The organism is Dolomitihabitans soli (assembly GCF_022213955.1).
In the GTDB taxonomy this organism is placed as follows: domain Bacteria; phylum Actinomycetota; class Actinomycetes; order Streptosporangiales; family Streptosporangiaceae; genus Streptosporangium_A; species Streptosporangium_A soli.
Map to the genome: position 1 here is coordinate 177,183 of NZ_JAKNTW010000024.1, position 24,038 is coordinate 201,220.

Sequence of the window (24,038 nt, forward strand, 5' to 3'; positions counted from 1 at the left end):
CGCGCGCCACTGCCACCAGATTGCGCCAAATCAGCGAAAGGACCCACGACGATGAACGGGCACACCTCCATGCAATGCCCCGGATGCCGGGGTGTCATGTCCTCCAGCGACGCCTCCGCCTATACCAAGGCCCGCGCGCGGCTGATCCTCGCCCACGGTTACTGCACCTGCGCGACGCCGGCCCAGGCACCCGCCCCGGCCGACATCGCGGTGGCCGCTCCCACCCAGCAGATCCCCGCCCCGCAGTACCTCCAGGCCCCTCCCGTGCGAGCCTGACCGGTCGCTCCGGCCGAGCCGATCCACGTCAACGGCCACGGGGGGCCGTGATCATCTGTGTTACGCTAGGTGAGTCATGAAGAACAATCATGACGCTCCTACCGTCAATCTCAGCGACGACCCCGCGCTGCATCACGCCGCCTTCGTCGCGGCGTTCAATACCGGCGACGTCCGGGCGGTCGATCAGGTCTACGCCGACGACGCCGTCCTCGTCCCCAGCCCCGGCCTGCCCATGACCGGAACACAGCGGTCCGCGGCCGTCCAGCACCTGCTCAGCATGGGGCTGCCCATCGAGGCTGAGCCCCGGCATGTCTACGTCTCGGGCGACATCGCGCTGCTCATCGTCGACTGGTCCATGAGCGACGAGACCGGGATCCGTCTCCAGGGAACCGCGACCGACGTCGCGCGGCGCGGCGCGGACGGGCTGTGGCGTTACGTGATCGACAACCCCTTCGGCACGGCTTGACGGCGGCCCGCCCACCGGGGCGGGCGCAGCGGGCGACGGCGAGCCTCCCCGGGTCGCCGGCCCGGCCGTCCGGGTCGCTGCACGCTTGCCGTCCGACGACCCGGACGGCTCGTCTCACGGCGGCGAACCCGTGGACGGTCAGGCCATCGTTTTCGTCACCAGGAAGGTGACCCCGCCTTCCTGGGCGACCTCGGCGTCAAGGGTCTTGTCATCGAGGTAGGAGACGATGGCGGATTCGACGAACACCCGCGCCCCCTCGGCCTCAAGGATCTCGTCACCGAGTTGCGGGCCGCCGGAGATCGACGCGTCGAGAGACGTCCCGGCGCCGTTGTCCGACTTCGTCGAGAGGCGCAGCCCGGTCTCCCCGGACGGCTCCTCCTGGGCGGTGAGATCGCGGATCGCCACGACCGCGTCGGTGGTCAGGGTGAGCATGATGTCTCCTTCATCGGCACTGACTGCCCACCCTTTCCCCGCCGGCCGGCCTCAAACCGGCCGCGTCCCGTCATCCGTACGGCACGCTCGTCTCCCCCTGCCCCCGCGGCCATCAGTTCGGAGAACTCGGGGACGGCGGGCTCAGGGCGGTCCACTCGCGTACGGCCCGACCCGATTGGGTCGGGACCACGCCGCGCCGGCGATGCGTCAGGCGGACGACGCGAGACGGTCCTCGTGCACCTCGTGCTCCAGGGGCAGCCCATCGGCGAAACGGACGAACTCGGCCGCCACGAGATCGCCCAGCCTGGCCTCCTCCGTGCCGAGGCTGCCGGCGATGTGCGGGGTGACGAGCACGTTGTCCAGGGCGAACAGCGGGTGTCCCGCGGGCAGCACCTCGGGTTCGGTGACGTCCAGCAGCGCGAAGACGTCGCTCCTGCGGGTCAGGAACGCGACCAGCGCGTCGTGATCGACGAGCCCGCCTCTGGCGGTGTTGATGAGCGTGCCGCCCGCGGGCATCAGGTCGAGCTCCGCCGTGGAGATCATGTTGTCGGTCGCGGCGTTGTGCGGGGCGTGCAGGGTCAGCACGTCGCCGGCGCCGATGACGGTGGCCAGGTCGGCGAGCTCCACCCCCGCCTCGGCCGCCTCCTCCGCCCTGGCGAACGGGTCGTACGCCAGGAGGCGCAGGTCGTGCTCGGCCAGGCGGCGCGCGACGAGGCGGCCGATGTGCCCCAGCCCGACCAGGCCGACGGTCGCGCCGTCCACACCCCGGATGCCCGCCCGCCGTACCGGCCCTCCCGTCGAGCGGGCGGCCAGGGCGAGCCGCCACACGTTCTTCAGGGACAGCTGGATCTGGGCGTAGGTGAAGTCGGCTACGGAGACGGCGTTGGCGGCCGTCGCCGTCGACACCCGGATGCCCCGCTCCCACACGGCCGGGGTGGCGATGACCCGGACGGTGCCCGCCGCGTGCAGCACCAACTCCAGGGACGGCAGGCGGTCCAGCACGCCGGCGCTCAGCGGCGGGGTGCCCCACCCGGTGATGAGGACGCGGACATCGTCGTGCACACCACCGGACACCGGATCGAACTCGACGAGGTCGCCCCGTTGCCGGATGACGTCCCGAGCCCGATCCGCCAAGACGGATCGGGACCACTCCTCGCCGATGCAGGTTCCCACCACCAGGTCACGGCGGCCCGACGCCACTGACTGCATTGTCTCTCGCAATCTCTCGGAACGAGGAAGATCGTAGCCTCCCTCCGGCCGTACCGCGGGCCCGCCCCCTTGCCGACCTCCCTTCGCACCACCCGAGGTGATCGTCGCGCACGCGTTGCGGCTCGGTGACGGTCCACCCGGTCCCCGCTCGCGAGCAGAGGTCGAAGGACGGCGCACCGGCTGTCAGAGCTACGTCGCACGGGCTACGCCGGTACACCGTGGGGTGTAGCCGGAGCAGCGACCGCAGGACGACGACGCCTCCAGTGGATGCCCGCGATACTCGATGCCCGAGTATCGACGGCAGGAGTGTGCTTGATGTCGGTTCCCTTCTGGGTGTGGCCGCAGTCGGTGCTGTGGGTCCTGGCCCACGTCTACCTGTGGGCACGACTGGTCCGCGGGACCACGTCGCCGGGCGGCGCCGCCCGGCGGGTGGGGACCGTCGCCGCGGTGGTGCTCTCGGCCTTCATCCCGGCGGCACTGATCTCCGCGTACACCCTCTCCCCCGACGTGGCCCGCTGGTTCAACTGGCCGGGCTACACCTGGTTCGGGCTGGTCGTCTACATCTTGATCGTGCTCCTCCTGGCCGAGCCCGTACGGCTGGCGGCGGCGGTGGCCAGGCGGATGCGGACCCCGAAGGTCGTCGCGGCGGAGGACCTCGGGGCGACCCGTGAGGCTGAGCCGGGGGCGGTGATCACGGCGGCGCCGCCCGTGGTCCGCACCGCCACGGACGTCGACGCCGGGCGGCGGCGCTTCCTCGCGCGCTCCATCGCGCTGACGGCGGGCGTGACCGCGACCGGCGTGGTCGGGTACGGCATGAGCACGGCCCTGGGCCCGCCCAACCTCGACCGCGTCACCCTGGGTCTGCGACGGGGCGGCCCGGGGGTGAACGGAATCCGGATCGCGATGGTCAGCGACATCCACCTGGGCCCCATGCTGGGACGGTCCCATACGCAGCGGATCGTCGACATGATCAACAGCACCGGCGCGGACCTCGTCGCGATCGTCGGCGACCTGGTCGACGGCACCGTCGAGCATCTCGCGGACGCGGCCGCGCCGTTGCAGGACCTGCGCAGCAGATTCGGCACCTACTTCGTGACCGGCAACCACGAGTACATCTCGGGCGCAGGCGAGTGGGTCGAGGAACTGCGGGAGCTGGGGGTCCGCCCGCTGCAGAACGAGCGCGTGGAGTTGCCCGCCCTGGACCTCGCCGGGGTGAACGACGTGACCGGCGAGAAACTCGGCCAGGCCCCCGACTTCGAGCGGGCGCTCGGCGACCGCGATCCCGCCCGCCCGGTCGTGCTGCTCGCGCACCAGCCCGTCCAGGTGCACGAGGCCGCCCGCTACGGCGTGGACGTGCAGCTCTCCGGCCACACCCACGGCGGCCAGTTCGCGCCCTTCAGCCTCTTCTCGACCTTCGCCAACCCGATCTCGGCCGGTTACGGGCGCGTCGAGGACACGCAGCTCTATGTGACGCGAGGGGCGGGTTTCTGGGGTCCGCCGATCCGGATCGGCGCCCCGCCGGACATCACGGTCGTCGAGCTGAAGACCTGACGCCCCACTACGCTGCCCACTCCAGCAGGGCGTCCAGGGACCAGGTGTTCACCACACGGTCGGCCTCGATGCCGCACCGGGCGGCTCGCTCGCAGCCGTGGCGCTGCCAGTCGAGCTGCCCCGGGGCGTGCGCGTCGGAGTCGATCGAGAACACGCAGCCCATCTCGTACGCCAGCCGCATCAGCCGCTTCGGCGGGTCCAGCCGGTCCGGCCGGGAGTTGATCTCGACGGCCACGCCGAACCGCCGGCAGGCCTCGAACACCAGCTCGGCGTCGAACTCCGACTCCGGCCGCAGCCCGCCCCGCTTGGTGCCGCCCTTCACGATCCGCCCGGTGCAGTGGCCGAGCACGTCGACGAGCGGGTTGGCGATCGCGGTGACCATGCGCCTGGTCATCTCGTAGCGATTCATCCGCAGCTTGGAGTGCACGCTCGCCACCACGACGTCCAGCCGCTCCAGCAGCCCGGGATCCTGGTCGAGGGTGCCGTCGGCGTTGATGTCGACCTCGATCCCGGTCAGGATCCGGAACGGCGCCAGCTCCTCGTTCAGCGCCTCGACCACGTCGAGCTGGCGGCGCAGTTGCGCGGCCGACAGCCCGTTCGCGATGGTGAGCCTGGGCGAGTGGTCGGTCAGCGCCATGTATCCGTGGCCGAGGGCCTTCGCGGTGGCGGCCATCTCCTCGATCGGCGAACCGCCGTCCGACCAGTCGGAATGGGTGTGCAGGTCGCCGCGCAACGCCGTACGCAGCGCGGCGGTCTCCTCGTCGAGGTCGGTCCCCTCGGTGGCCTGCAGCCGCCGGAGGTAAGTCGGCACGTTTCCGTCGAGCGCCTCGGTGACGGCCAGCGCGGTCACCTTCCCGACCCCCGGCAGGCCGGCGAGCCCCTGCGACTTCGCCAGCCGTACCAGTTCCTCGCGGGACAGGCCCGCGACCACGGAGGCGGCGCGGCGGAAGGCCTGGACGCGGTACGTCGGCTCGCCCGCCCGCTCCAGGAGGAAGGCGACCTCGCGCAACGCCTCGACCGGATCCATGCCCCCAAACGTACCCGGACCAGGACTCCCGGGAGTGCGGTTACCGTGCTTCCCCTGCCAAACACCCCTGCTACCGCTGCGCACCGAGCACTACCGGCAGGCTGTCAAGGCCGCGAGTACTCCACTGCATCATGTCGCTTTGGCCCTGGCCGCAGTGCACGCGGCCAGCACTATCGACATCCGGCGCATGAGGATCGATGACATTGACCTGGCCGGCCGCCACACCTCACGGGGATGCCTCACCAGGACAACAGGATCAGCCGGACTCCGCGAGCAGATGTACCACACCGGCCGGATTCTTGATCCAGTGGGTTCTGGAGTCGAGGTTCTCCAGGGGCTCCACCTCGTCACACGGGTGGATACCGATGCCGGCCAGTTTGCTCGCCGCCGCGTCCAGGTCATCGGTGTGCAGCTGCAGCCACAGGTCGGGCCGGCTGTAGTTGTCGACGCAGTCGAGCCACAGCGTATTGGGACCGAACCGCACCGAATGAGTTCTCGAGACGGTCGGGGCGTAGGAGACGTCGTCCTCCTTGACGTCGAAGCCCAGAGCGTCGCGGTAGAAGGCCACGGTGGCCTCGTACTGCGCCTTGGGGATCTTCATGGCGATGTTCAGGCCGGCCGTGAATTCAGGCTTGCTCATTCTGGCGTGACTCCTTGGTTCGTGTCGATGGCGTCCAGTGCACGTTCCAGCGCAGCCAGCCGGTCATCCCACCTGTTGGCGAGCGCGGCCAGCCACACCTGGGCCGTGCGAACAGCGGCCGGCTCCAACCGGTAGGGATGGCGGCGGCCGACCGGTTCGCCGACGCTGATCAGGCCCGCGTCGGCGAGCTGGCCGAGGTGCTTGGCGACCGCCTGGCGGCTGACCGGCAACCGCCGCGCCAGATCAGTGACGGTTGCGGGCCCGGCGCGGGCGAGCTCCTCCAACAGCGCCCGCCGTGTCGGATCGGTGAGCGCCGTGAACACCGCGACGGCCTGCCCTTCTGAATCAGGCGGCCGCATCGAGGTAGGTCTCCAGGTCGACGAGCTCCGTGTCCCATCCCTGACTGTTGGCCTTGTGGGCGGACCGGGCCACGTCGTCGGCGGCTCGGGCGAATCCGCTCTCCACCAGGCGCAGCCGAGTACCGTCCGGTACCGGCTCCAGGGTGAAGTCCACAAGCGTCTGAGGTGCGTCATCCTCCGGCAGGCCCTCGATTCCCCACCTGAACGCGAAACGGTGTGGTGGGTCGACCACCGCGATCGTGGCGACGGATTCCTCGTCGAGGTCGTCCCAACGGAAGAACGCTCGCCCGCCGGGCCGCAGATCTATCTCCGCTACCGAGCCGAACCACCGCGAGAGCCCTTCCGCGGTGGTCAGCGCGGCCCACACCCGCTCGATGGGATGCCGCAGCACCACCACACGTTCGATCGCGTCCGAAACCATGCCCACCCTCCTTCGCAACCTGTAGGTTGCTATTAATTGGCAACCTACAGGTTGCCATCGTTGCCCGCAAGCAAGCCATCGACACTCATCGACAAACTCGGCAACCCGCACCCTCCACCACGCTGAACACCATCAGGTTCAGTCTGAAATGGCTTTGTCGAACCCAGGCGCCGGGGTACGGGTCGACGTCGAACTGCACGGAACGCTGACCCGCGCGCGTCCCATCGCGTGGAACGCCGCCGGCCGGGTCCGGCGCGACACGGGCCTCAGCATCCCCGACGCCTAGCCCATCGACGTGGACGACGAACGGCTCGTCGCCTGCCTCATCGACACTCTCATCGCGTAGTCACCCCGCGGGGAACACCGGACTCACCCCTGAGTCCGCGACACTGACAGTTTGAAGCAGCGCCGTGTCCGGAGCATCCCGTCATGATCAATAGGGTGATCCACTGCAAGATACGGAGGACACATGAGACTGCAAGACGCAGGCATCACCCTGATCGACCCCACCGCCTACGCCGACGACGCCAGGCTGCACGAGGCGTGCACGGTGCTGCGCAGGGAATCGCCCGTGCACTGGGTGGAGGGCGGCAACTATCGCCCTTTCTGGGCGGTGACCAGGCACGCCGACGTGCTGGAGATCGAACGGCAGCACCAGTTGTTCCTCAACGCTCCCCGGCCGCTGCTCGCGGCGATCTCGACGGAGGAGCAGATGATCGCCACCGGGGTGAGGCTGCGGACGCTCGTCCACATCGACGATCCGGACCACCAGGTGTTCCGGGCGATCGGCGCCGACTGGTTCAAACCCGCCGCGATGCGCCGGATGCAGGCGCGAATCGACGTGCTCGCCAAGCGTTATGTCGATCGGATGATGGATTTCTCCGGCGAGTGCGACTTCGCCGCCGACATCGCGGCCCACTACCCGCTGTACGTCATCCTTTCGTTGCTCGGGCTGCCGGAGAGCGACTTCCCCCGCATGCTCACGCTCACCCAGGAGCTGTTCGGTGGCGCCGACCCCCACCGGCGGCGCGGCGACACAGCTGAGGCGCAGCTCAGCGTGCTGGTGGACTTCCTCGCCTACTTCCAGGACCTGACGGCCTCCCGCCGGGCGCATCCGACCGACGATCTCGCCTCGGCGATCGCCAACGCGGGACTGAACGATCTGGACACGGCCTCCTACTATGTGATCATCGCGACGGCCGGCCACGACACCACCAGCTCCACCATCGCGGGCGGCCTGCACGCGCTCATGGAACACCCCGACCAGCTCGCGCGGCTCCGGGAGAACCCCTCGTTGATGCCGGCCGCGGTCGACGAGATGATCCGCTGGGTGACCCCCGTGAAGGAGTTCATGCGGACCGCCACCACCGACTACGAACTGCGCGGAGTCACCGTCCGGCAGGGCGACTCCCTGCTGCTGTGCTACCCGTCCGCGAACCGCGACGAGGATGTCTTCGACGACCCCTTCCGCTTCGACGTCGGCCGCACTCCCAACCGCCACCTGGCCTTCGGCTTCGGCGCGCACTACTGTCTGGGAGCCGCGATGGCGCGGATGGAGGTCCGGGCCCTGTTCACCGAACTGCTGTCCCGCCTGACCTCGGTGGAGGCCGCGGGCGATCCCCAGTGGGTGGCCACCACGTTCGTCGGCGGCCTCAAGCACCTGCCGATCCGCTACGAGATGACCTGACCCGGCGGCCGCGCCGTACCACCGCCGCCGCTCCGGCCACCGGGTGAGACGGGAGTTTGTCGGTCCTGTTTTCTAAGGTGCGGGTCAGCGGCGACGGATCGCGGAGCCGTACGAGGTGATTGGATCTCTGCCGTGGAAGCCTCCGTCGAGAGTCTGGTGTTCGTCCGCGACGACGAGTACACGGTCGCGCGGATGAGCGCCGAGGGCATGCCCGGATTCGTCGCCGCCGGGCGGGCCCTCGCCGGGGTGCAGCCGGGAGAGACGCTGCGGCTGATCGGCGAGTGGAGCGAGCATCCGCGGCACGGCCGCCGTCTGACGGTCACCGCGTCGGAGCGGGTGATCCCGTCCACGGTGCAGGCCATCAAGATCTACCTGGGCTCGGGCCTGATCCGCGGCATCGGCCCGCGGCTCGCCGACGCGATCGTCAGCCAGTTCGGCGAGGCGACGCTGAAAGTCATCGACACCGAGCCGGAACGGCTCAGGGAGATCGTCAACATCGGCCCGGCCCGGCAGGGGCAGATCGTCGAGGCGTGGCGGGACCAGAAGGCGATCGCCGCGCTGATGGTGTTCCTGCAGGGCTTCGGGATCAGCCCGCTGCTCGCTACGAAGATCTACCAGCTGTACGGCGCGCGCTCGGCCGACGTCCTGGCCGCCGACCCGTACCAGCTCATCGGCCAGGTCAGGGGGATCGGGTTCGGCACGGCCGACCGGATCGCCCTGCGGTCGGGGGTGCCGGAGCGCAGCCCGGAGCGGATCAAGGCCGCCGTCCTGGACCGGCTGGAGACGGCCGCCGCCCGCGACGGGCACTGCTACCTGCCGTTGCCCGTCCTGCTCGCGAGCGCCGCCGAACTGGTCGAACAGGATCAGGACATCGTCCGCCAGATGGTCGACGTTCTCACCGCCGAGCGCCGGGTGGTCGTCGAAGCCTCCGCGGGCGCCTCCGGCACGGTCGTGGTGTACGCCAAGCACGTGCACAGCCGCGAGCTCAAGCTGGCCGCTCAGCTGACCAGGCTCGGGCAGGCCGCGTCGACCCTGCCCATCCGCGCGTGGGCGGAGGACCCCGGCCTGAACGACGACCAGCAGGCGGCGGTGACCATGGCGCTGACCAGCACGGTGTCCATCCTGACCGGCGGCCCCGGCTGCGGCAAGAGCCACACCGTGAAAACCGTCGCGGCGACCGTGAAGGCGTCGGGCGGTACGGTCACCCTCACCGCGCCGACCGGCAAGGCGGCCAAGCGCCTGTCGGAGCTGACCGGCATGCCCGCGCTGACCGTGCACCGGATGCTGGCCCACGAGCCGGACCCCGACCCCGGCACGCTGTTCGAGCAGACGCCTGCGCAGGCCGACCTCATCGTGGTCGACGAGGCTTCGATGCTGGATCTGAACCTGGCCACCCGGCTCGTCTCGGCCATCCCGGCCGGCAGCCATCTGCTCCTCGTCGGCGACGACGACCAGCTGCCGAGCATCGGGCCCGGCAGCGTGCTGGCCGACCTGCTGCGCGTCGAGACGATCGCGCGGGTCCGGCTGACCCACGTCTTCCGCCAGGCCGACGGGAGCGGGATCATCCAGGCCGCGCACCGGATACGGACCGGCGGACTGCCCGATCTCCCCGGGCGGGGAGGCTTCTGGTTCGAGGAGCTCGACGACCCCGACCGGGTCGCCGAGCGGGTGGTCCATCTGGCCACCGTGGCGATCCCGCGTAAGCAGGGCGTGCGTCCCGGCCAGGTCCAGGTGCTGTGCCCGATGCGCAAGGGCGTGACGGGCACCGCCCAGCTGGGCCGGATGATGCAGGAACGGCTGAACCCCGCCCGCGACGGCGACGCGGAGCACTGGGCCGGCTCCACCGTCTTCCGGACCGGCGACCGGGTCATGCCGGTCCGGAACAACTACGACAAGGGCGTCTTCAACGGGGAGACCGGCACGGTCACCGCGATCGTCCAGCAGGACCGGCTCGTGGAGGTCCTGCTCGACGACGGGGAGACCGTGACCTACGGCTTCGACGAGCTCGACGACCTCACCCACGCGTACGCCATCAGCGTGCACCGCTCCCAGGGCAGCGAGTATCCCTTCGTGGTGGCCCCGATCGTCGCCGAGGCCGGCGGCATCATGCTGCGCCGCAGGCTCCTCTACACCCTCGTCACCCGGGCCCGGTCCTGGGTGGTCCTCGTCGGCCAGCGGGAAGCCCTGGAAACGGCCGTCCACCGGCTCGGCCACCGCCGTAACACCGGCCTCACCCGAAGGCTTCTGCTGTCCCCGCTCGGCTGAACTCCTCAAGTCCATCAGTGGCGGGTGACCCGGGTCGGCGCGCTCAGAGTGCTCCCAGGTAGACCCAGGCGCCTTCGTGCCGGGTGAAGCGGCTGTTCTCGTCCAGCGACCCCGGGTTCCCGTGCTCGACGAAGTGGGCGCGGAAACGGACCGTGCCCTCGGTGTGGAAGGCGGTTCCGCCGGTGGTCTCCAGGATCTCCAGGCTCACCCATCGGGTCGCCCCGGCGAGATCCACGTGGGGCGGGCGCGTCGCGGGGTGCCAGGTACGCAGGAGATAGCCGTCGTCGCCGACGCTGAAGGCGCTGAATCGTGCACGCATCAGCGACTCGGCGGTGGGCGCGGCAGCCTTCCCGCTGTGCAGCCGCCCGCAGCAGTCCCGGTAGGACGCGGAGAGCCCGCACGGGCACGCGAGGGCGCGAGGAGGTGGTGTGTGGCGTCGGGACATGCCGCTAATTGTGCCCCCTCGCAAGCGCGACGGTGCGTGAGACGTCAGTCGCCCTGTGCGATTTCGACAACCCGCGCCCCTTGGCAACGGCGTCACTATTTGCAATCATTTGCTTGCTTAGCGCGACGGTCGCAACCATACCCCTCGGGAGTGAACCCATTGATGTCCGCACAAGCGCAGCACAACGACCCGCACGCCGCCACAGGATCACTCGGCTCGGCCATGCCCGCGGAGTCCGTGGCGGCCGGCGCGCCCCGGCCGAGCCCCGACGTCAGGGTGCCCGCCGACCTGGTGGCGACCGCCGAGCACGGGTTGCCGCCGGACGGCCGTCCCGGGAAGCGGGTGCTGGTCATCGGGGCCGGGATGGCGGGCCTGGTCGCCGCCTACGAGCTCATGCGGCAGGGTCACGAGCCCATCGTGCTGGAGGCTCAGCAACGGGTCGGCGGGCGTGTGCTCACCCTCCGCGGCTTCGCACCGGGCCTGTACGCCGAAGCGGGGGCGATGCGGATCCCCCGCGTGCACGACCTCACCCTGGCGTACTGCGCGCGGTTCGGACTGGCCCTGCGCCCGTTCGTCATGGGCAACCCCGACACCCTGGCCTACATCCAGGGCGTCAGGACCACGATGCGGGAGCTGAACCGCAACCCCGGGATCATCGACTTCGGACTGGCCGCGCACGAGCGTGGCCGCACCTACGAGGACCTGTGGAGCACCGCCACACAGGAGATCCACGACCTCTACGCGCAGGAGGGCGAGAACGCGCTGGACCGGATCTTCACCGAGTACGACCGGTACTCCATCCGCAGCTTCCTCCGTGAGCGCGGCTTCTCCGAGGGGGCCATCGAGCTCTACGGGGTGATGAGCTTCCGGGAGGCCAACCTCAACGCCGCGGTCATCGAGCAGTTCCGCGAGATCATCGGCCGGGCCTTCGAGGACATGCAGGAGATCGAGGGCGGCGCCGACCGGCTGCCGACCGCCTTCTACCAGGAGCTCAAGAGCCACATCAGGTTCGGCCACGAGGTCATCGCCATCGAGCAGGACGACCGCTCCGTCACCCTGCAGGTCAGAACCGGCCATGGCAAGATCACGCTCACCGGCGACTACGCCATCTGCACCGTGCCGTTCTCGGTGCTGCGTGACATCGAGACCCGGCCCGCCTTCTCCCGCCGCAAGCAGCGCGCCATCCGCGAGCTCAACTACAACGCGTCCACCAAGATCCTCTTTCAGGTCCGGCGTCCCTTCTGGGAGCAGACCGACGGCATCGTCGGCGGCACCACGGTCACCGACCTGCCGATCCGGCGCATCTGCTACCCGTCGCACCGCGTCGAGGGCGATGACCGGTCGATCATGCTGGCCAGCTACACCTGGGGCCAGGACGCCCTGAGGTGGGGCGCGATGCCACCGCACAAGCGGGTCGAGCAGGCGCTGGAAGACGTCGCCAAGATCCATCCCGAGATCCACGAGCACTTCGAGTTCGGTCTCACCCACGCCTGGTACGACGATCCCTACGCCGCCGGCGCCTTCGCCCTCTTCGAGCCGCACCAGCAGACCAATCTGCACGACGCGATCATCGCCGAGGAGGGCCGCGTGCACTTCGCCGGTGAGCACTGCTCCCTGTGGCACGCGTGGATCGAGGGCGCGCTCGAATCAGGAATCAGCGCCGCGCGTGCCGTACACGAGGCTCCCGCGCCCGTCCAGCGGGACGGCGCTCGTTGAGCCGGGTGTCAGCGACGCGTCCTCGCGGCGTGGACGCGCAACCGGGTCGCGGCCTCGGCCAGATCGTCGGAGGCTGCGGCGCACGCCGCGATGTGGGCGGCCACGGTCTCCCGTAGCCACTGCGGCGCGATGCCGTCCTCGTCGAGCCGGGCCCCGATCTCGCGCAGGCGCTCGGCGCACTCGACGAGCGCACGGGCGTCGGACCGCAGGACTCCGGCGTGGACGGCGATCGCGTCTGGAACGGCGGGCATCCGGATGCTCCCTCGGTCAGGCGGTGCTCCCCGGGCCGGCTGAGGGGTCCGGGGAGAGCTGGTCGAACAACAGGTAGACCTGTGAGCGGGTGACCGGTCCCCGGTACGGCGTGAGCCGGTCGTCGATCAACTCGCGGGCCTCGGGCAGATCGTTCTCGATGTTGGCGGTGTAGTGCTCGATGCTGTGGCAGATCGGGAACAGGTGGGTGGCGTCGGAGTAGTCCACGACGTACCAGTCGGGGTGCAGGTCGAAGCAACCGCCCGCGCCCTGCCCGTCGAGGGTGGGGATGATGTCGTGCTGGTTGGTGACGCTGGCGACCCAGGTCCGCGGGTCGGCGGGCCTTTTGAAGTCGACCGGCGAACCGACGGTCACCGCGTGGGTGACGGTGTACCGGGCGCAGAATGCCGTGTCCTGCGCCAGGTTCATGATCGCCGCTCCGCCGGCGCTGTGCCCGATCAGGGCGAGCTCGGCCTGCCGCGGGATACCGAAGTCGTCGATGGCCTTGATCAGCGCACGGCTGTAGGGGCTGCTGTCCAGTACGGCGCTGCTGAAGGCGCCGAGCAGATCCTGCGGGGAGTCGTTGTCGGGGCGGCCCGGGCTCATGCCGGGCACCTGGACGACGTGGCGAACCGTGCCGTCCGGCCCTGTCACGCTCTGGATGAGGATCCGCCCGGTCGTCCCGATGACGCCGATGTTGCGGAGAAAGCCGACCAGCGATCCCGCCGAACCGAGCCGCCCCGTCTCGGCGGGGTCGAGCTCCACCCGCCGCGCGGCGCCCTCCCCGACGTCGAGGACCGCGATGACCCTGTTGCTCATTCCGGTGATCGGGTCGGCGGTGGCGTACCCCTTCCCGGTGGCGATCAGCCACGCGGCGGTGTCGTTGAGCGGGTTCTCGTCCAGCAGCGCCCGCAGCGCGAGGACCTCGCCGAAGACCGGCGCCAGTTCGCTGAGCGTGCGGACCGCGCCGCGGTCCTTCAGCAGGGCGCGCAGTGCCCGGAGCGACTCTACGTCCCGGTCGGCGCCGACCGCGTCGACGAGCCTGGCCAGCAGCGGGTCCTTGGTCAGCTCCGGATGGACCAGGGCCACCGCGGTGATCCGCAACCGCAACGAGGTGGCGAGGACGAGGATGGACAGGCTCTCCGCGCCGGTCATACCGCCGAGCCTGGCCGCGAGAGCGCCCAGCCGCCCGCCCGCGACCGCGTAGCCGAGACCTCTCCGGTTCGTCAGCGCGTGGAGCAGGGCGCGTTGCACCCGATACCCGCGCACCGGGGCCCGCATCAGGACGCCGTCGGTGAGCGCCGCGGTGGCGTGCACGGACGCCTCGTGGATCGTCACCCCGATGTCGGCCACCTCGCGGGCCGCGAGCCGCAGCAGCCTCGCGGCCATGACCGGGTCGCCCGCGGCGGGCTCGCGGCCTGTCATCTCTCTTCCCGCCGGGTCATGCTCACGAAACGCGGCCGCGGGTCCTCCGGGACGTTGCGGTGGACCAGGTCCGACAGCGTTCGGGTGGCACTGATGATCTGCAGTCCGGGGAGGGAGAAGGTCGCGGCGTTGAAGATCCGCGGCGACAGCAACGGATTGGTCAGCGCCTGCGAGAAGGCGTCGATGGCGATGATCTTCGTGAGCAGCGGCGGCAGCATCGCGTTCGGGGCTCCCGGCTCCTCGGCGAACAGGCCGACGTACAGGTCCAGGTCGTCCACTCCCCGGTAGAGCTCCCGGAGCGCGCCGACCACCTTCGGGTCGCCGGAGACCTGCTCGAAGCCGCGCACCCGGGGGAAACGGCAGTGCTCCCGGTAGCTGTTGTAGGGGGCCAGGCTCAGCGCGCGCGACTCGGCGATGCTGGCCACGTCGACCGGGCGCAGCACCGGGTCGGTGTTGAACAGGCAGATGCGACCGGCACGCTGCCGGGAGGCGTCCTCGAAGAGCCGGCCGAGGCCCGGCTCGGGTATGAGCGCTCCCCCGGCCATGGTCTCCGCCAGCGGCAGGTCCCGGCCGCCCACGGACAGGGTGGAGGGGATCAGGCTGTGCCAGCGGTAGACGAGGTTGAACTCGACCGAGGCCCAGTTCTGCCGGTGCCAGGCGGCGCGGGCCAGCATGGCGGGAAGCCGCGGGTCCAGGGTGAAGCGGAAGTGGTAAGGCGTGATGTGGTTGATGTACTCCTCGACCACCAGTTTGATGAGGAGCACGATGAGGATGTTCCGCGCCGTCTGGAACAGGCGCTCGTCGTCCCAGCGCGGATGGTGTTCCGCCAGGACGCGCGCCACCCTGTTGTGCTCGCGCAGGAACAGCACCGTGAGCATGGTGAAGCCGACCTGGATGTTGCCCCTGTCGCTGCCCAGCGCGAACAGGGCGTCGCGCTGGGCGGCGGCGAGCTCGTCGAACCTGATCACCGTCAGCGCGGCGAACTCGGGTTTGATCTCGCCGTTCTCGCAGAGGTACGGAGGGTATTCCGCGCCGTTGAGAGTCTGGCTCTTGAGCCGCCCGCCGTCGAACGTCCGCAGGGCGGCGGTCACCACCGGGTCGAGCCCGTAGAGCTGGTTCAGGTCGACATGGTGGTTCGAGCTGTTCTTGCGCGGATCCCTGGGCACATGCGTGTCACCGCGCAGGAACCCGTCGGTGAACCACTGGGCGAAGTAGGCGAACAGCACGGTGGACCGGGGACACGGGATCATGGTGTCGCCGCGGGCGAACAGGTCGGCCGCCTGCTCGGGCGTGGGCCGGCCGGCCGCGGGCCCGGCGAACGGCGGCAGGTGCCGCCCGCTGAAGGTGCGGTCGGTCAAGGACCCCCACGAGGTGTAGTCGGCCATGGTGCTCAACGGCTCCGGCCGTGGGGCCATCTCGCGGATCGCGTGGTCGATCAGCGTGGCGTTGAGGCGCCGCCGTACGGGCTGGACGTGCTGGGCGAGGGTCCACAGCGGGCGGCCGTGGGTCAGGGCCAGGAATCTCAGACGGTTGGCGGCGCCGTCGGTGGCGATGCCTCTCGCGCTCCGCGGCACCTTCACCCCTCCTTGGTGTCGGGGCCGAGTGCCAGGACGAACCGGTCGGGAAAGATCCCGTGGTCGCGGACTAGCGCCCCGTCGGGCGGCGGGAGCGGGTGCGCCCCTGGACGACGCAGCAGGCGGCGCACGACTTCGCAGATGACGGCCCTGGCGGGATGCACGCCGAGGCACGCGTGGTGACCGTGGCCGAAGTAGAGCTGGAGGTGTCCCGGCCGGTCGAGGCGGAACTCGTCGGGCGCCTCCACCACGTCGGAGTCGAACATGGCCGACGCCGGCGCGGCGAGCACGAACGTCCCGGCGGGGACGAGCGTCTCGCGCGGGGTGCCGGCGGCCAGCACGTGGTCGCGCTCGCACAGCCGGGGAAGGAGCTTGAAGAACGGGCTGAACCGCAGCGCCTCCCAGACATAGGGATCGAAGCGCGCGGGGTCCGAATCCACGGCGGCGGCAGCGGCCGCCGCCCGCACCTGCGGGCGGATCATGATCTGCTCGACGGCCTCCGCCATCGCTCCCGGCCCGCTCTCCACGAACCCCAGTGGCAACCCCGCCATGTTTATCAGCAGTCGCTCGTCGTCGACGCCCACCTCGGCCGGCAGGGTCGTGCGGATCAGGCGGGAGAAGACGTCCTCCGGCAGCGGCCGCCCCGCCGCCATGTCGGCCCGGCGTTCGGCGAGCAGGCCACGCAGGTAGGCCATCATCTCCCCGCCCGCGCGGACGGAGGCGGCCTGGATCTCCGGGTCGCCGTGGAAGTTGGCGAATCCGTCGGTGACCACGGCCCGCGTCCACCCCGACAGGATCGCGGGGGAAGGACCGGGGAAGCCGAAGTACTCTCCGCAGACACGCAGGGCGACGTGCCGGAAGAGTTCGCCGACGGCCTCGATCCGCCCGGTCGCCGAGGCGGCGTCGAGGGCCTCGTCGGCGATCCGGCCGACGAGGTCGCGGAGCCGCGCCGCGTCCTGCGGGGCGAGCATCACCTGCATGAGCCCCTTCTCCCGCCAGTTCATCGGCGTCGCGTCCCGGCCCAGCATGAACGGCCCGCCGAGGGCCGCGTCGAGGCGCGGACCGAAGGCGCGGACCGTGAAGACCTGCTCCAGCGAGAGCACCTCGGTGACGTCGGCGAAACGGGTCACGACGGTGAAGGCGGGCGTGACGAAGACCGGCCGCCGCTCGCGGAGCTGCGCGAACAGGGCACGCCAGTCGGTGCGCATCCACTCCCGGACGAGCGCGAAGGCGGCCATCGGGTCACGCGCCATGGCCGCGTCGTATCTCGCCAGATGGTCGCCCGTGGTCGCCTGACCGACAGCACCCATGCCGTTGGACCCTCCGTCTCGTCCGTGTCACCGATCTACGGAAGCCATGGCGTAAAAAGATCATCACTTTCCGCAGTCACAATCTAGGTAGGCCACAGAGTGCCACAGGATGACTCCGGAATGCAGTGTTTTGACTCCCCTGGGTGATTGATTCGTCACTCTTAGGCAACTCCCGCGAGCCGGGCGTTCGACCGTTGAATGAGTGGCCGGAACGGACGGCCCGCCCCTGAGGGAGGAACATGACCGCATCGGCCTTCCCATCAGGCCGGCAGGAGCCGGGCAGGGCCGAAACGGTGACGGTCACCGCCGGGCGCCGCACCGCCTATCTGATCGCCCTCGTGATCCTGCCGGTCCTGGTCCTGGTGGTGGCGGTCCCCGTCGCCTGGGGCTGGGGGATCGGGCCCCGCGACGCGGTCATCGCCACCGTCATGTATCTGGTCAGCATCTTCGGGATCGCCATCGGCTACCACCGGCACTTCACCCACCGCGCCTTCAGGTGCCGCAGGCCCCTGCGCATCGCGCTCATGCTGGCCGGCGGGATGGCCCTGGAGGGCCCGGTCACGCTGTGGACGGCCGAGCACCGCCGCCACCACAAGTACGCCGACCGGGCCGGCGACCCGCACTCGCCGTGGCGTTACGGCGACAGCGGCCTGGCGTTGCTGCGCGGCATGGCGCACGCCCACGTCGGCTGGTTCTACACCGCGCGCGACCGCTCCAGCCGGCAGCACTGGGTGCCCGACCTGATGGCCGATCCGGACGTCCGGCGGTTCGACGCCGCCTACCCGGCCGTCGCCGTGCTGTCGTTCCTGCTCCCCGCCACGGCCGGCGGGCTGTGGTCGATGTCGTGGACGGGCGCGTGGACCGCCCTCTTCTGGGGCGGCCTGGTCCGCTACGCCGTGGTGCACCACGTGACCTGGTCGGTCAACTCCATCGCCCACACCTTCGGCGACCGCCCCTTCACGACCAGGGACCGCTCGTCCAACGTCCGCTGGGTCGCGTTCCTGACCCTCGGCGAGGGCTGGCACAACTGGCACCACGTGGACCCGACCTGCGCCCGCCACGGCGTCCTCAAAGGCCAGCTCGACCCGAGCGCCCGCCTGATCCGCTGGTTCGAACAAGCGGGCTGGGTGTACGGCGCGCACTGGCCGGACCCCCGACGCCTGACCGCCCGCCGCGCGGACAGAAGCTCCTAAACGCCCCGCGCTCAGCTGCCGCCCATTATGGCGGGATCTCTGGAAGCCGGAGATCACCTACGCGGCGGGGCCCGCCGTTCCGGAACGCATCGGGTATCGTCGCTCGTTCTCCCTATGGGCTGCGAGAAGATCGCCATGGTGGAGGGCACGTGACCGAGCATGAATCCGCCGCGTCCGCTGAGACCCGAAGCACACGTGGCCGCCGTTCGCGAGGACGATTAACCCTGGACGTTCTGGCCGTCCTCAGCTTCTGTTTCATGCTCTTTCAACTGGCATTCTCCGACCCCGTGTCCTCCGCGTGGTTCAGAACGCAGGTGCCCGCCTGGACGGCATGGGGCTTGAACGCATCGGAGTCGTACTTCAACGACATTTATCTGCACGGCTACCCTTGGTGGTCGTGGCCGATGATGGGCGTGGGTTTCCTCTTCGGACTGGGCATCACCGTTCACGACACGATCAACGCGATCGAGGGCCGTACGCGGGTCCGCGAGGCCGTCGCGAGTTTCACGATCCTGATCATGGCCGCGGTGTCGATCCACACCGGCATCCTCATCACCGTGTTCCCCGACCGCGATCTGCAGGACCACATCCGCTGCAAGGACTCCCCCTCTCGCTACGCGTACGCGGCATGTCGAGTCGAGCTACGCGGAACACCGATACGCGGATCCATCTCGTGATGGACCCGCCCTCCCAGGAAGACGCGACAGGACCCTGACGTCGCCGTCGAAGCGGCGGCCCCATCCGCCCGGTGGCCGTGCGCAGGATCGAGACCGGCGAGCACCTTTGCGTGCAGGCGGGGGACATAAGTAACTTTCCGCAAATATCCTGGCATTTAGATATTCCGCCGGACCATCGCCTCGGATATCGGCCACGCAGGCGAAGCGGCCAATAGCTGCTAGATGCGTTAATTGTCCTTTATAGATGGTCGACATCGGGGATATTTGATCCATTCAGGCGTTTATGTCAATGGCCGGCGACTGAGAATCACAGTCATGAGAAGAATGACAGCCGCACTGCTGGCCACCGTTTGCGCGGGGACCGCCTTCGCGAGTTCGCCGCCCACCCTCGCCCAGACGCCGGGCACCGGCGCCGCCTCGCTGAACCGGTCCGCCGCGCAGACCGACTGGCTCAGCCGCCTCCGTGCCGCGATGGAGAAGTTCAAGGACCCGGCGGTCGCGGAGAGATACGGCTACGTACGGACCGACCACTGCTCCCAGTTCCAGTTCACCGGCGCCGACGGTAAGCCCATCGGCGGTATGGGCTACCACTACGCCAACCAGCGGCTCATCCAGGACCCACGGCTGCTGCCCCTCCAGCCCGAGGTGCTGGTCTACGTGCCCGGCGTGCGCGACCGACGGGAACTGGGCGCCATCGAGTACATCAAGAACGACGACGACCAGCTCCTCGCGACCCCGGAAGATCGCCCGAGCCTGTTCGGACGTGAGTTCCAGGGCCCGATGGAGCCGCACGCGAACGGCGGGGCGATCCATTACGACATGCACATCTGGCTGTTCATGCACAACCCGAAGGGCCTGTTCGAGCCCTGGAACCCCCGGGTCGTCTGCCCCGGCGGCCACGCGCACTCCTGAACCACGGCCGACGGCGCCCAGCCAGGGGGGCTCATCGTCCGCCGATCTCACGACCGGCGGACGATGATCGGTTCCGACATCGCTCACGAGGCGGCCTGGATGACGATCCGCGGAGTGCTGTTCGACGTCTCGGACACGTCCTCGGACCGGGCCGGCGTGCTCGGGCAGCCGGCCGAATCGGTCCGGACTCCTGCGGATGCGTCACGGCGGACCGCCTTCCGAGGTCAACGGCACATGAGCCTGGTAATTGTCCCAGGGGCCCGTCGATGGACGGCGTCTCCTGACCCGGAGGGCTGATCGGGGATGGATCGATGGGGCGGCTGGTCCTGGGCCGGCGCGCTGGCGGTGATGGCGGCGGCGGTGGCGCTGGTGTCCGGGAGCGGGCCGGTCAACCGGCTGGCCTGCCGTACGGCGGGGCGGGCGTTCCGGCGGGCCCGGCTGCTGGCCGAACGCACGCCACCTGGACGTGAGCGCTACGTAGACTTTCTGCGGGCCCTCGCGATCACCGCCGTCGTCGCCGGGCACTGGCTGGCCATCCAGGTGACCTACGGCGGCGGCAGGGGCTTCCAGGGGGGCAGCGTCCTCGACGTGCTGCCCTGGACCCGGCCGCTGACCTGGCTGTTCCAGGTCATGCCGGTCTTCTTCCTGATCGGGGGTTTCGCGAACGCGGTGTCCCTCGGCTCGCAGCACGAGCGGGGCGGCGGCGCCACGGGGTGGGTGCTGCGCCGTACCGACCGGCTGGTCCGGCCGACGACCGCGCTGCTGGCCTCGCTGAGCGTGGCCGCGCTGGTGGCGCGGGGTCTGGGCGCGGACCCCGGCCTGATCGGCACGGCGGTCTGGCTGGCGTCGATCCCGTTGTGGTTCCTGGTGGCCTACTTCGCCGCGGTGTTCCTCACCCCGCTCCTGCACGCCGCCCACCGGCGGGCGGGCCTGGCGGTGCCGATCGTGCTGGCCGCCCTGGTCGGCGCGGGTGATCTGGCCCGCCTGACCGGTTTCGGGCCCGGCCTGGCAGTGGGCAGCTATCTGTTCGCCTGGCTGGCCATCCACCAGCTCGGCTTCGCCTGGCAGGACGGGCGGCTGCCCGCCCGGCGCGGGGTCGCGCTGCCGCTCGCGGGGGTCTCGCTGATCGTCCTGGTGGTGCTCACCGTGGCCGGTCCGTATCCGGTCAGCATGGTGGGGGTCGCCGGGGAGACTCTGCAGAACACCTCACCGCCGACGCTCGCCCTGCTCGCCTTCGCCACCGCCCAGACGGGGATCGTCCTCGCCTGCCACGATCGGGTGAGCCGCTGGCTGCGGCGGCCCGCGGTGTGGACGGGCGTGGTCGCGGTCAACTCGGTGATCATGACGGTGTTCCTCTGGCACATGACCGCCGCGGTGCTCGGCGCGCTGGCCCTCTACCCGACCGGAATCATGCCGGCGGTCTCTGCCGGGTCGCCGGAGTGGTTGCTGCTGCGTCTCCCCTGGCTCGCCGTCCTGGCGCTGATCCTCGCCATCCTCGTCGCGATGTTCGGGCCCGTCGAGCGGCGAACCGGCAGGCGGGCCGGAAAGCGAGCCGGAAAGCGGGCCGGTTCCGGGATCGGACAGGCCGTGCTCACGGTCGCCGGCGCCGGCGGCGTGCTCGCCGGGCTCCTCGGCGTCGCCCTGGCCGGTCAGGGCGACCACGGACCCGCGGGCATGCCGACTCCTGCCCTGCTGACCTACTTCGCCGGAGCCGCCGCCCTCCGGCTCGCCCGGTGGCGGCTCTCCTCCGCCGGCTGACCCCTCGCTGCGCCCGGCTCGACACGTTGCTGCGAGGGTGACGGCTCACCGACCGGGCTCACCGTCCGTGCCGAAGGCTTCGCCGTACAAGACCTGCGCGGAGCTGGTGGACGCCGCGAAGAAGCCCCGCGTACCTGTCGGGGTGATCCTCATCTGAGAGTTCTGCCCTCGTCTCCGCCCGAGGCGATCTCGGCAGGCCGCTCCTGCTCTGCGCGTCCGTCCATGGGGACCTTCTCCCCGCCGTACGCCCGGCTCATTCTGGCGCGCAGGCGGCCGAGCGGGCCCCGCAGGCCCTTCGGCGGTACGCCCCGCCCCTCGGCGCCGGCCTCGATCATCGGGATCGGCTTCTTGCCGCGGATGTGCGCGGCGATGTCGGTGGCCGGGGGCACGTGGATCTCGACGAACTCACCGTGCGGCAGGCGCTTGATGACGCCGGACTCCACCCCGTGGTCGAGGACCGCGGCGTCGCTGCGCTGCAGGCCCAGGCACATCCGGTAGGTGACGGCGTAGGCGATGATCGGGCCCAGGATGATGGCGAACCGGCCGAACCAGGTGGTGACGAACAGCGGGATGTGGAAGTTCGCCGAGATCTCGTCGTTGGCGCCGAGCAGCCAGAGCACGCCGTAGAACGTGATGGCCGCCATCCCGATCGAGGTGCGGTGCGGGTTGTTGCGCGGGCGGTCGACGATGTGGTGCTCACGCCGGTCGCCGGTCACCCAGCGTTCCAGGAACGGGTAGAGGGCGAGGCCGGTGAGGATGATGCCCATCGGCGCCAGCGCCGGGATCAGCACGCTCAGCGGCAGGGTGTACCCCAGGAAGTTGATCTCCCACGCCGGCATGATGCGTAGCGCGCCCTCCAGGAAGCCCATGTAGAAGTCGGGCTGCGACCCCGCCGAGATGTCGGCCGGCGAGTACGGACCGAACGCCCAGATCGGGTTGATCTGCGTGAAGGTCGCCATACCGGCGATGACGGCGAAGGTGAACATGAAGAAGGCTCCCGACTTCGCCATGAAGGACGGGAGGAAGGGCGCGCCGACCACGTTGTTCTCCGTGCGTCCCTTGCCGGGCATCTGGGTGTGCTTCTGCACCCACATCAGGATCAGGTGCGCGGTGACCAACGCGACCAGGAGGCCCGGGATGAGCAGGATGTGGAGGGTGAAGAACCGCCCGACGACGTCCTCGCCCGGATACTCGCCGCCGAACAGGAAGAAGGAGAGGTAGGTCCCGACCAGCGGCAGGGAGAGGATCACACCCTGGGTGATCCGCAGGCCCGCGCCGGACAGCAGGTCGTCGGGGAGCGAGTAGCCGGTCAGGCCCTCCACCAGCGCCAGGGTCAGCAGCAGGACGCCGATGATCCAGTTGAGCTCGCGCGGCTTGCGATACGCCCCGGTGAAGAACACGCGGAGCATGTGCACCATCATGCCGGCGATGAACAACAGCGCCGCCCAGTGGTGCATCTGGCGCATCAGCAGGCCGCCGCGCACGTCGAAGCTGATGTCCAGCGACGACGCGTACGCCTCCGACATCGTCACACCGCGCAGCGGCGCGTAGGAGCCGTCGTAGACGACGTGACCCATGCTCGGCTCGAACCAGAACGTCAGGAACGTTCCGGTGAGCAGCAGGATGATGAAGGAGTAGAGCGCGATCTCGCCGAGCAGGAACGACCAGTGGTCGGGGAAGATCTTCCTGAGGTTGCGCTTGAGGAAGTTGCCCGCGCCGATCCGGTCGTCGATGAAACTGCTCGGACCCTCGATGTGCTTCGAAATCGGACGGGCGTTTCCTGCGGCGGTCATGTTCTCCCCCTCGGAGCCGGCTTCGGGCTTTCACGGACGGGCAGCGACCAGGAGGAGAGCCAGGAACGCAGGGCCAGCCACCAGCCGATCCCGAGACCGGCCACGGCCGCCACCGCGTTGAGCAACTTCGGGAGGGCCTGGGAGCCTTCGATGTAACCGTCTCCCGGCACCAGCAGGGCCAGGATCACGGCCAGCAGGATCCAGGCGCCCGCGGCCGAGGCGACGCCGACGGCCAGCGCCCAGGCCAGGCGAACCGGCAGGGCGCGCGGCCGGGGCACGCCTCGTCTCTCGACGAGCTGTCCCACCACGTCCTCCGGCGGGTCGCCGACCTGTCCCACGACCTTCTCGAACGCGGTGCCCGACCGGTCCTCGCCGAGATAGATCCACTGTCCGTCCTGGACGAACAACGCCGCCCGCCTGACTTCGAGATCGGTGAGCCGCAGGTAGGGGACGCCGTCAGGAAATCGGCGCACCCGGAAGCGCACGCTGGGCAGCCTCGCGTCCAACGCGTCCAGGATCCCCGTCAGCTGGCTTAGCAAGTGGTCCATCCGGCCTACAACCTCCCCTCGCTACTTCCACCTTCGAAGCGGGGTTCATGCCGGTTACAGGTTGTTTTTACGCTTTACTGTGCTTTTCCGGACAAAACGGATGCT

The 24,038-nt window shown here is 69.9% G+C and carries 24 protein-coding genes; 11 read left to right on the top strand and 13 right to left on the bottom strand.

Annotated features, from left to right (window positions below):
- Positions 1 to 96: 96 nt before the first annotated feature.
- Together MBA17_RS36030 and MBA17_RS36035 are read left to right on the top strand one after the other, a co-directional pair.
- The gene (locus MBA17_RS36030; RefSeq protein ID WP_238501960.1) at positions 97 to 276 is read left to right on the top strand and encodes a hypothetical protein; all 180 of its coding nucleotides are present in this window, start codon (positions 97 to 99) and stop codon (positions 274 to 276) included.
- A 76-nt stretch (positions 277 to 352) separates the two neighbouring features.
- The gene (locus MBA17_RS36035; RefSeq protein WP_238501961.1) at positions 353 to 742 is read left to right on the top strand and encodes a YybH family protein; all 390 of its coding nucleotides are present in this window, start codon (positions 353 to 355) and stop codon (positions 740 to 742) included.
- Positions 743 to 880: 138 nt separating this feature from the next.
- Here MBA17_RS36035 and MBA17_RS36040 read toward each other — a convergent pair whose 3' ends face one another.
- Together MBA17_RS36040 and MBA17_RS36045 are read right to left on the bottom strand one after the other, a co-directional pair.
- Positions 881 to 1,174, bottom strand: coding sequence for a Fe-S cluster assembly protein HesB (locus MBA17_RS36040; RefSeq protein WP_238501962.1), 294 nt, complete (start codon positions 1,172 to 1,174; stop codon positions 881 to 883).
- A 207-nt stretch (positions 1,175 to 1,381) separates the two neighbouring features.
- Entirely contained in the window at positions 1,382 to 2,374 is a 993-nt protein-coding gene (locus MBA17_RS36045) for a hydroxyacid dehydrogenase (RefSeq protein WP_238501963.1), read from the bottom strand.
- Positions 2,375 to 2,698: 324 nt separating this feature from the next.
- Here MBA17_RS36045 and MBA17_RS36050 point away from each other — a divergent pair, with 324 nt between their 5' ends.
- The gene (locus MBA17_RS36050; protein WP_238501964.1) at positions 2,699 to 3,934 is read left to right on the top strand and encodes a metallophosphoesterase; all 1,236 of its coding nucleotides are present in this window, start codon (positions 2,699 to 2,701) and stop codon (positions 3,932 to 3,934) included.
- A 7-nt stretch (positions 3,935 to 3,941) separates the two neighbouring features.
- On the opposite strand, the gene MBA17_RS36055 is transcribed toward MBA17_RS36050, so the two are convergent.
- The 4 genes from MBA17_RS36055 to MBA17_RS36070 all read right to left on the bottom strand — a co-directional run bounded on the left by MBA17_RS36055 (position 3,942) and on the right by MBA17_RS36070 (position 6,381).
- Positions 3,942 to 4,961 carry a PHP domain-containing protein gene (locus tag MBA17_RS36055; protein WP_238501966.1) on the bottom strand — a complete coding sequence of 340 codons (1,020 nt, stop codon included), beginning with the start codon at positions 4,959 to 4,961 and terminating at the stop codon, positions 3,942 to 3,944.
- A gap of 256 nt (positions 4,962 to 5,217) precedes the next feature.
- Positions 5,218 to 5,601: a VOC family protein gene (locus MBA17_RS36060; RefSeq protein WP_238501968.1), complete on the bottom strand. Its 384-nt coding sequence runs from the start codon at positions 5,599 to 5,601 to the stop codon at positions 5,218 to 5,220.
- Positions 5,598 to 5,960 (bottom strand): ArsR/SmtB family transcription factor, encoded by a 363-nt coding sequence (locus tag MBA17_RS36065; RefSeq protein WP_238501970.1) that lies wholly within the window; start codon positions 5,958 to 5,960, stop codon positions 5,598 to 5,600. Before MBA17_RS36065 ends, MBA17_RS36060 begins: the two co-directional genes overlap by 4 nt.
- Positions 5,947 to 6,381 carry an SRPBCC domain-containing protein gene (locus MBA17_RS36070; RefSeq protein WP_238501972.1) on the bottom strand — a complete coding sequence of 145 codons (435 nt, stop codon included), beginning with the start codon at positions 6,379 to 6,381 and terminating at the stop codon, positions 5,947 to 5,949. The genes MBA17_RS36065 and MBA17_RS36070 overlap by 14 nt, the downstream gene beginning before the upstream one ends.
- Before the next feature lie 148 nt (positions 6,382 to 6,529).
- Between MBA17_RS36070 and MBA17_RS36075 the strand changes: the two genes are divergently transcribed.
- The 3 genes from MBA17_RS36075 (at position 6,530) to recD2 (ending at position 10,333) form a co-directional block, all read left to right on the top strand.
- On the top strand, positions 6,530 to 6,667 hold the full coding sequence (locus tag MBA17_RS36075; RefSeq protein ID WP_238501973.1) for a hypothetical protein: 138 nt from the start codon (positions 6,530 to 6,532) through the stop codon (positions 6,665 to 6,667).
- Positions 6,668 to 6,850: 183 nt separating this feature from the next.
- Positions 6,851 to 8,068, top strand: a complete 1,218-nt coding sequence (locus MBA17_RS36080) for a cytochrome P450 (RefSeq protein WP_238501974.1) — start codon at positions 6,851 to 6,853, stop codon at positions 8,066 to 8,068.
- Between the two features lie 132 nt (positions 8,069 to 8,200).
- A complete protein-coding gene (gene recD2 / locus MBA17_RS36085; protein WP_238501975.1) occupies positions 8,201 to 10,333 on the top strand; it encodes an SF1B family DNA helicase RecD2 in 2,133 nt (710 codons plus the stop codon).
- A 43-nt stretch (positions 10,334 to 10,376) separates the two neighbouring features.
- Here the strand turns inward: recD2 and MBA17_RS36090 are convergent, their stop codons facing one another.
- Positions 10,377 to 10,778 carry a YchJ family protein gene (locus MBA17_RS36090; RefSeq protein WP_238501976.1) on the bottom strand — a complete coding sequence of 134 codons (402 nt, stop codon included), beginning with the start codon at positions 10,776 to 10,778 and terminating at the stop codon, positions 10,377 to 10,379.
- A gap of 162 nt (positions 10,779 to 10,940) precedes the next feature.
- Between MBA17_RS36090 and MBA17_RS36095 the strand changes: the two genes are divergently transcribed.
- Positions 10,941 to 12,494: a flavin monoamine oxidase family protein gene (locus MBA17_RS36095; RefSeq protein ID WP_238501977.1), complete on the top strand. Its 1,554-nt coding sequence runs from the start codon at positions 10,941 to 10,943 to the stop codon at positions 12,492 to 12,494.
- A gap of 8 nt (positions 12,495 to 12,502) precedes the next feature.
- Here the strand turns inward: MBA17_RS36095 and MBA17_RS36100 are convergent, their stop codons facing one another.
- Genes MBA17_RS36100 through MBA17_RS36115 form a run of 4 tightly spaced genes read right to left on the bottom strand, consistent with a single transcriptional unit; the run spans position 12,503 to position 17,052 of the window.
- A complete protein-coding gene (locus tag MBA17_RS36100) occupies positions 12,503 to 12,745 on the bottom strand; it encodes a hypothetical protein (RefSeq protein WP_238501978.1) in 243 nt (80 codons plus the stop codon).
- A 16-nt stretch (positions 12,746 to 12,761) separates the two neighbouring features.
- Positions 12,762 to 14,168 carry a hypothetical protein gene (locus MBA17_RS36105; RefSeq protein ID WP_238501979.1) on the bottom strand — a complete coding sequence of 469 codons (1,407 nt, stop codon included), beginning with the start codon at positions 14,166 to 14,168 and terminating at the stop codon, positions 12,762 to 12,764.
- Positions 14,165 to 15,748 (bottom strand): peroxidase family protein, encoded by a 1,584-nt coding sequence (locus MBA17_RS36110; RefSeq protein ID WP_238501980.1) that lies wholly within the window; start codon positions 15,746 to 15,748, stop codon positions 14,165 to 14,167. Before MBA17_RS36110 ends, MBA17_RS36105 begins: the two co-directional genes overlap by 4 nt.
- Entirely contained in the window at positions 15,745 to 17,052 is a 1,308-nt protein-coding gene (locus MBA17_RS36115; protein ID WP_238501981.1) for a cytochrome P450, read from the bottom strand. Before MBA17_RS36115 ends, MBA17_RS36110 begins: the two co-directional genes overlap by 4 nt.
- A 239-nt stretch (positions 17,053 to 17,291) precedes the next feature.
- On the opposite strand from MBA17_RS36115, the gene MBA17_RS36120 reads away from it, so the two are divergent.
- The 4 genes from MBA17_RS36120 to MBA17_RS36135 all read left to right on the top strand — a co-directional run bounded on the left by MBA17_RS36120 (position 17,292) and on the right by MBA17_RS36135 (position 21,592).
- Positions 17,292 to 18,245 (top strand): acyl-CoA desaturase, encoded by a 954-nt coding sequence (locus MBA17_RS36120; protein WP_238501982.1) that lies wholly within the window; start codon positions 17,292 to 17,294, stop codon positions 18,243 to 18,245.
- Between the two features lie 257 nt (positions 18,246 to 18,502).
- The gene (locus tag MBA17_RS36125; RefSeq protein WP_238501983.1) at positions 18,503 to 18,922 is read left to right on the top strand and encodes a hypothetical protein; all 420 of its coding nucleotides are present in this window, start codon (positions 18,503 to 18,505) and stop codon (positions 18,920 to 18,922) included.
- 315 nt (positions 18,923 to 19,237) lie between these two features.
- A complete protein-coding gene (locus MBA17_RS36130; protein WP_238501984.1) occupies positions 19,238 to 19,834 on the top strand; it encodes a hypothetical protein in 597 nt (198 codons plus the stop codon).
- Between the two features lie 303 nt (positions 19,835 to 20,137).
- Positions 20,138 to 21,592: an acyltransferase family protein gene (locus MBA17_RS36135; protein ID WP_238501986.1), complete on the top strand. Its 1,455-nt coding sequence runs from the start codon at positions 20,138 to 20,140 to the stop codon at positions 21,590 to 21,592.
- 149 nt (positions 21,593 to 21,741) lie between these two features.
- Here MBA17_RS36135 and qcrB read toward each other — a convergent pair whose 3' ends face one another.
- The gene (gene qcrB, locus MBA17_RS36140; protein WP_238501987.1) at positions 21,742 to 23,385 is read right to left on the bottom strand and encodes a cytochrome bc1 complex cytochrome b subunit; all 1,644 of its coding nucleotides are present in this window, start codon (positions 23,383 to 23,385) and stop codon (positions 21,742 to 21,744) included.
- A complete protein-coding gene (locus MBA17_RS36145; protein WP_238501988.1) occupies positions 23,382 to 23,933 on the bottom strand; it encodes a hypothetical protein in 552 nt (183 codons plus the stop codon). Before MBA17_RS36145 ends, qcrB begins: the two co-directional genes overlap by 4 nt.
- Positions 23,934 to 24,038 lie beyond the last annotated feature (105 nt).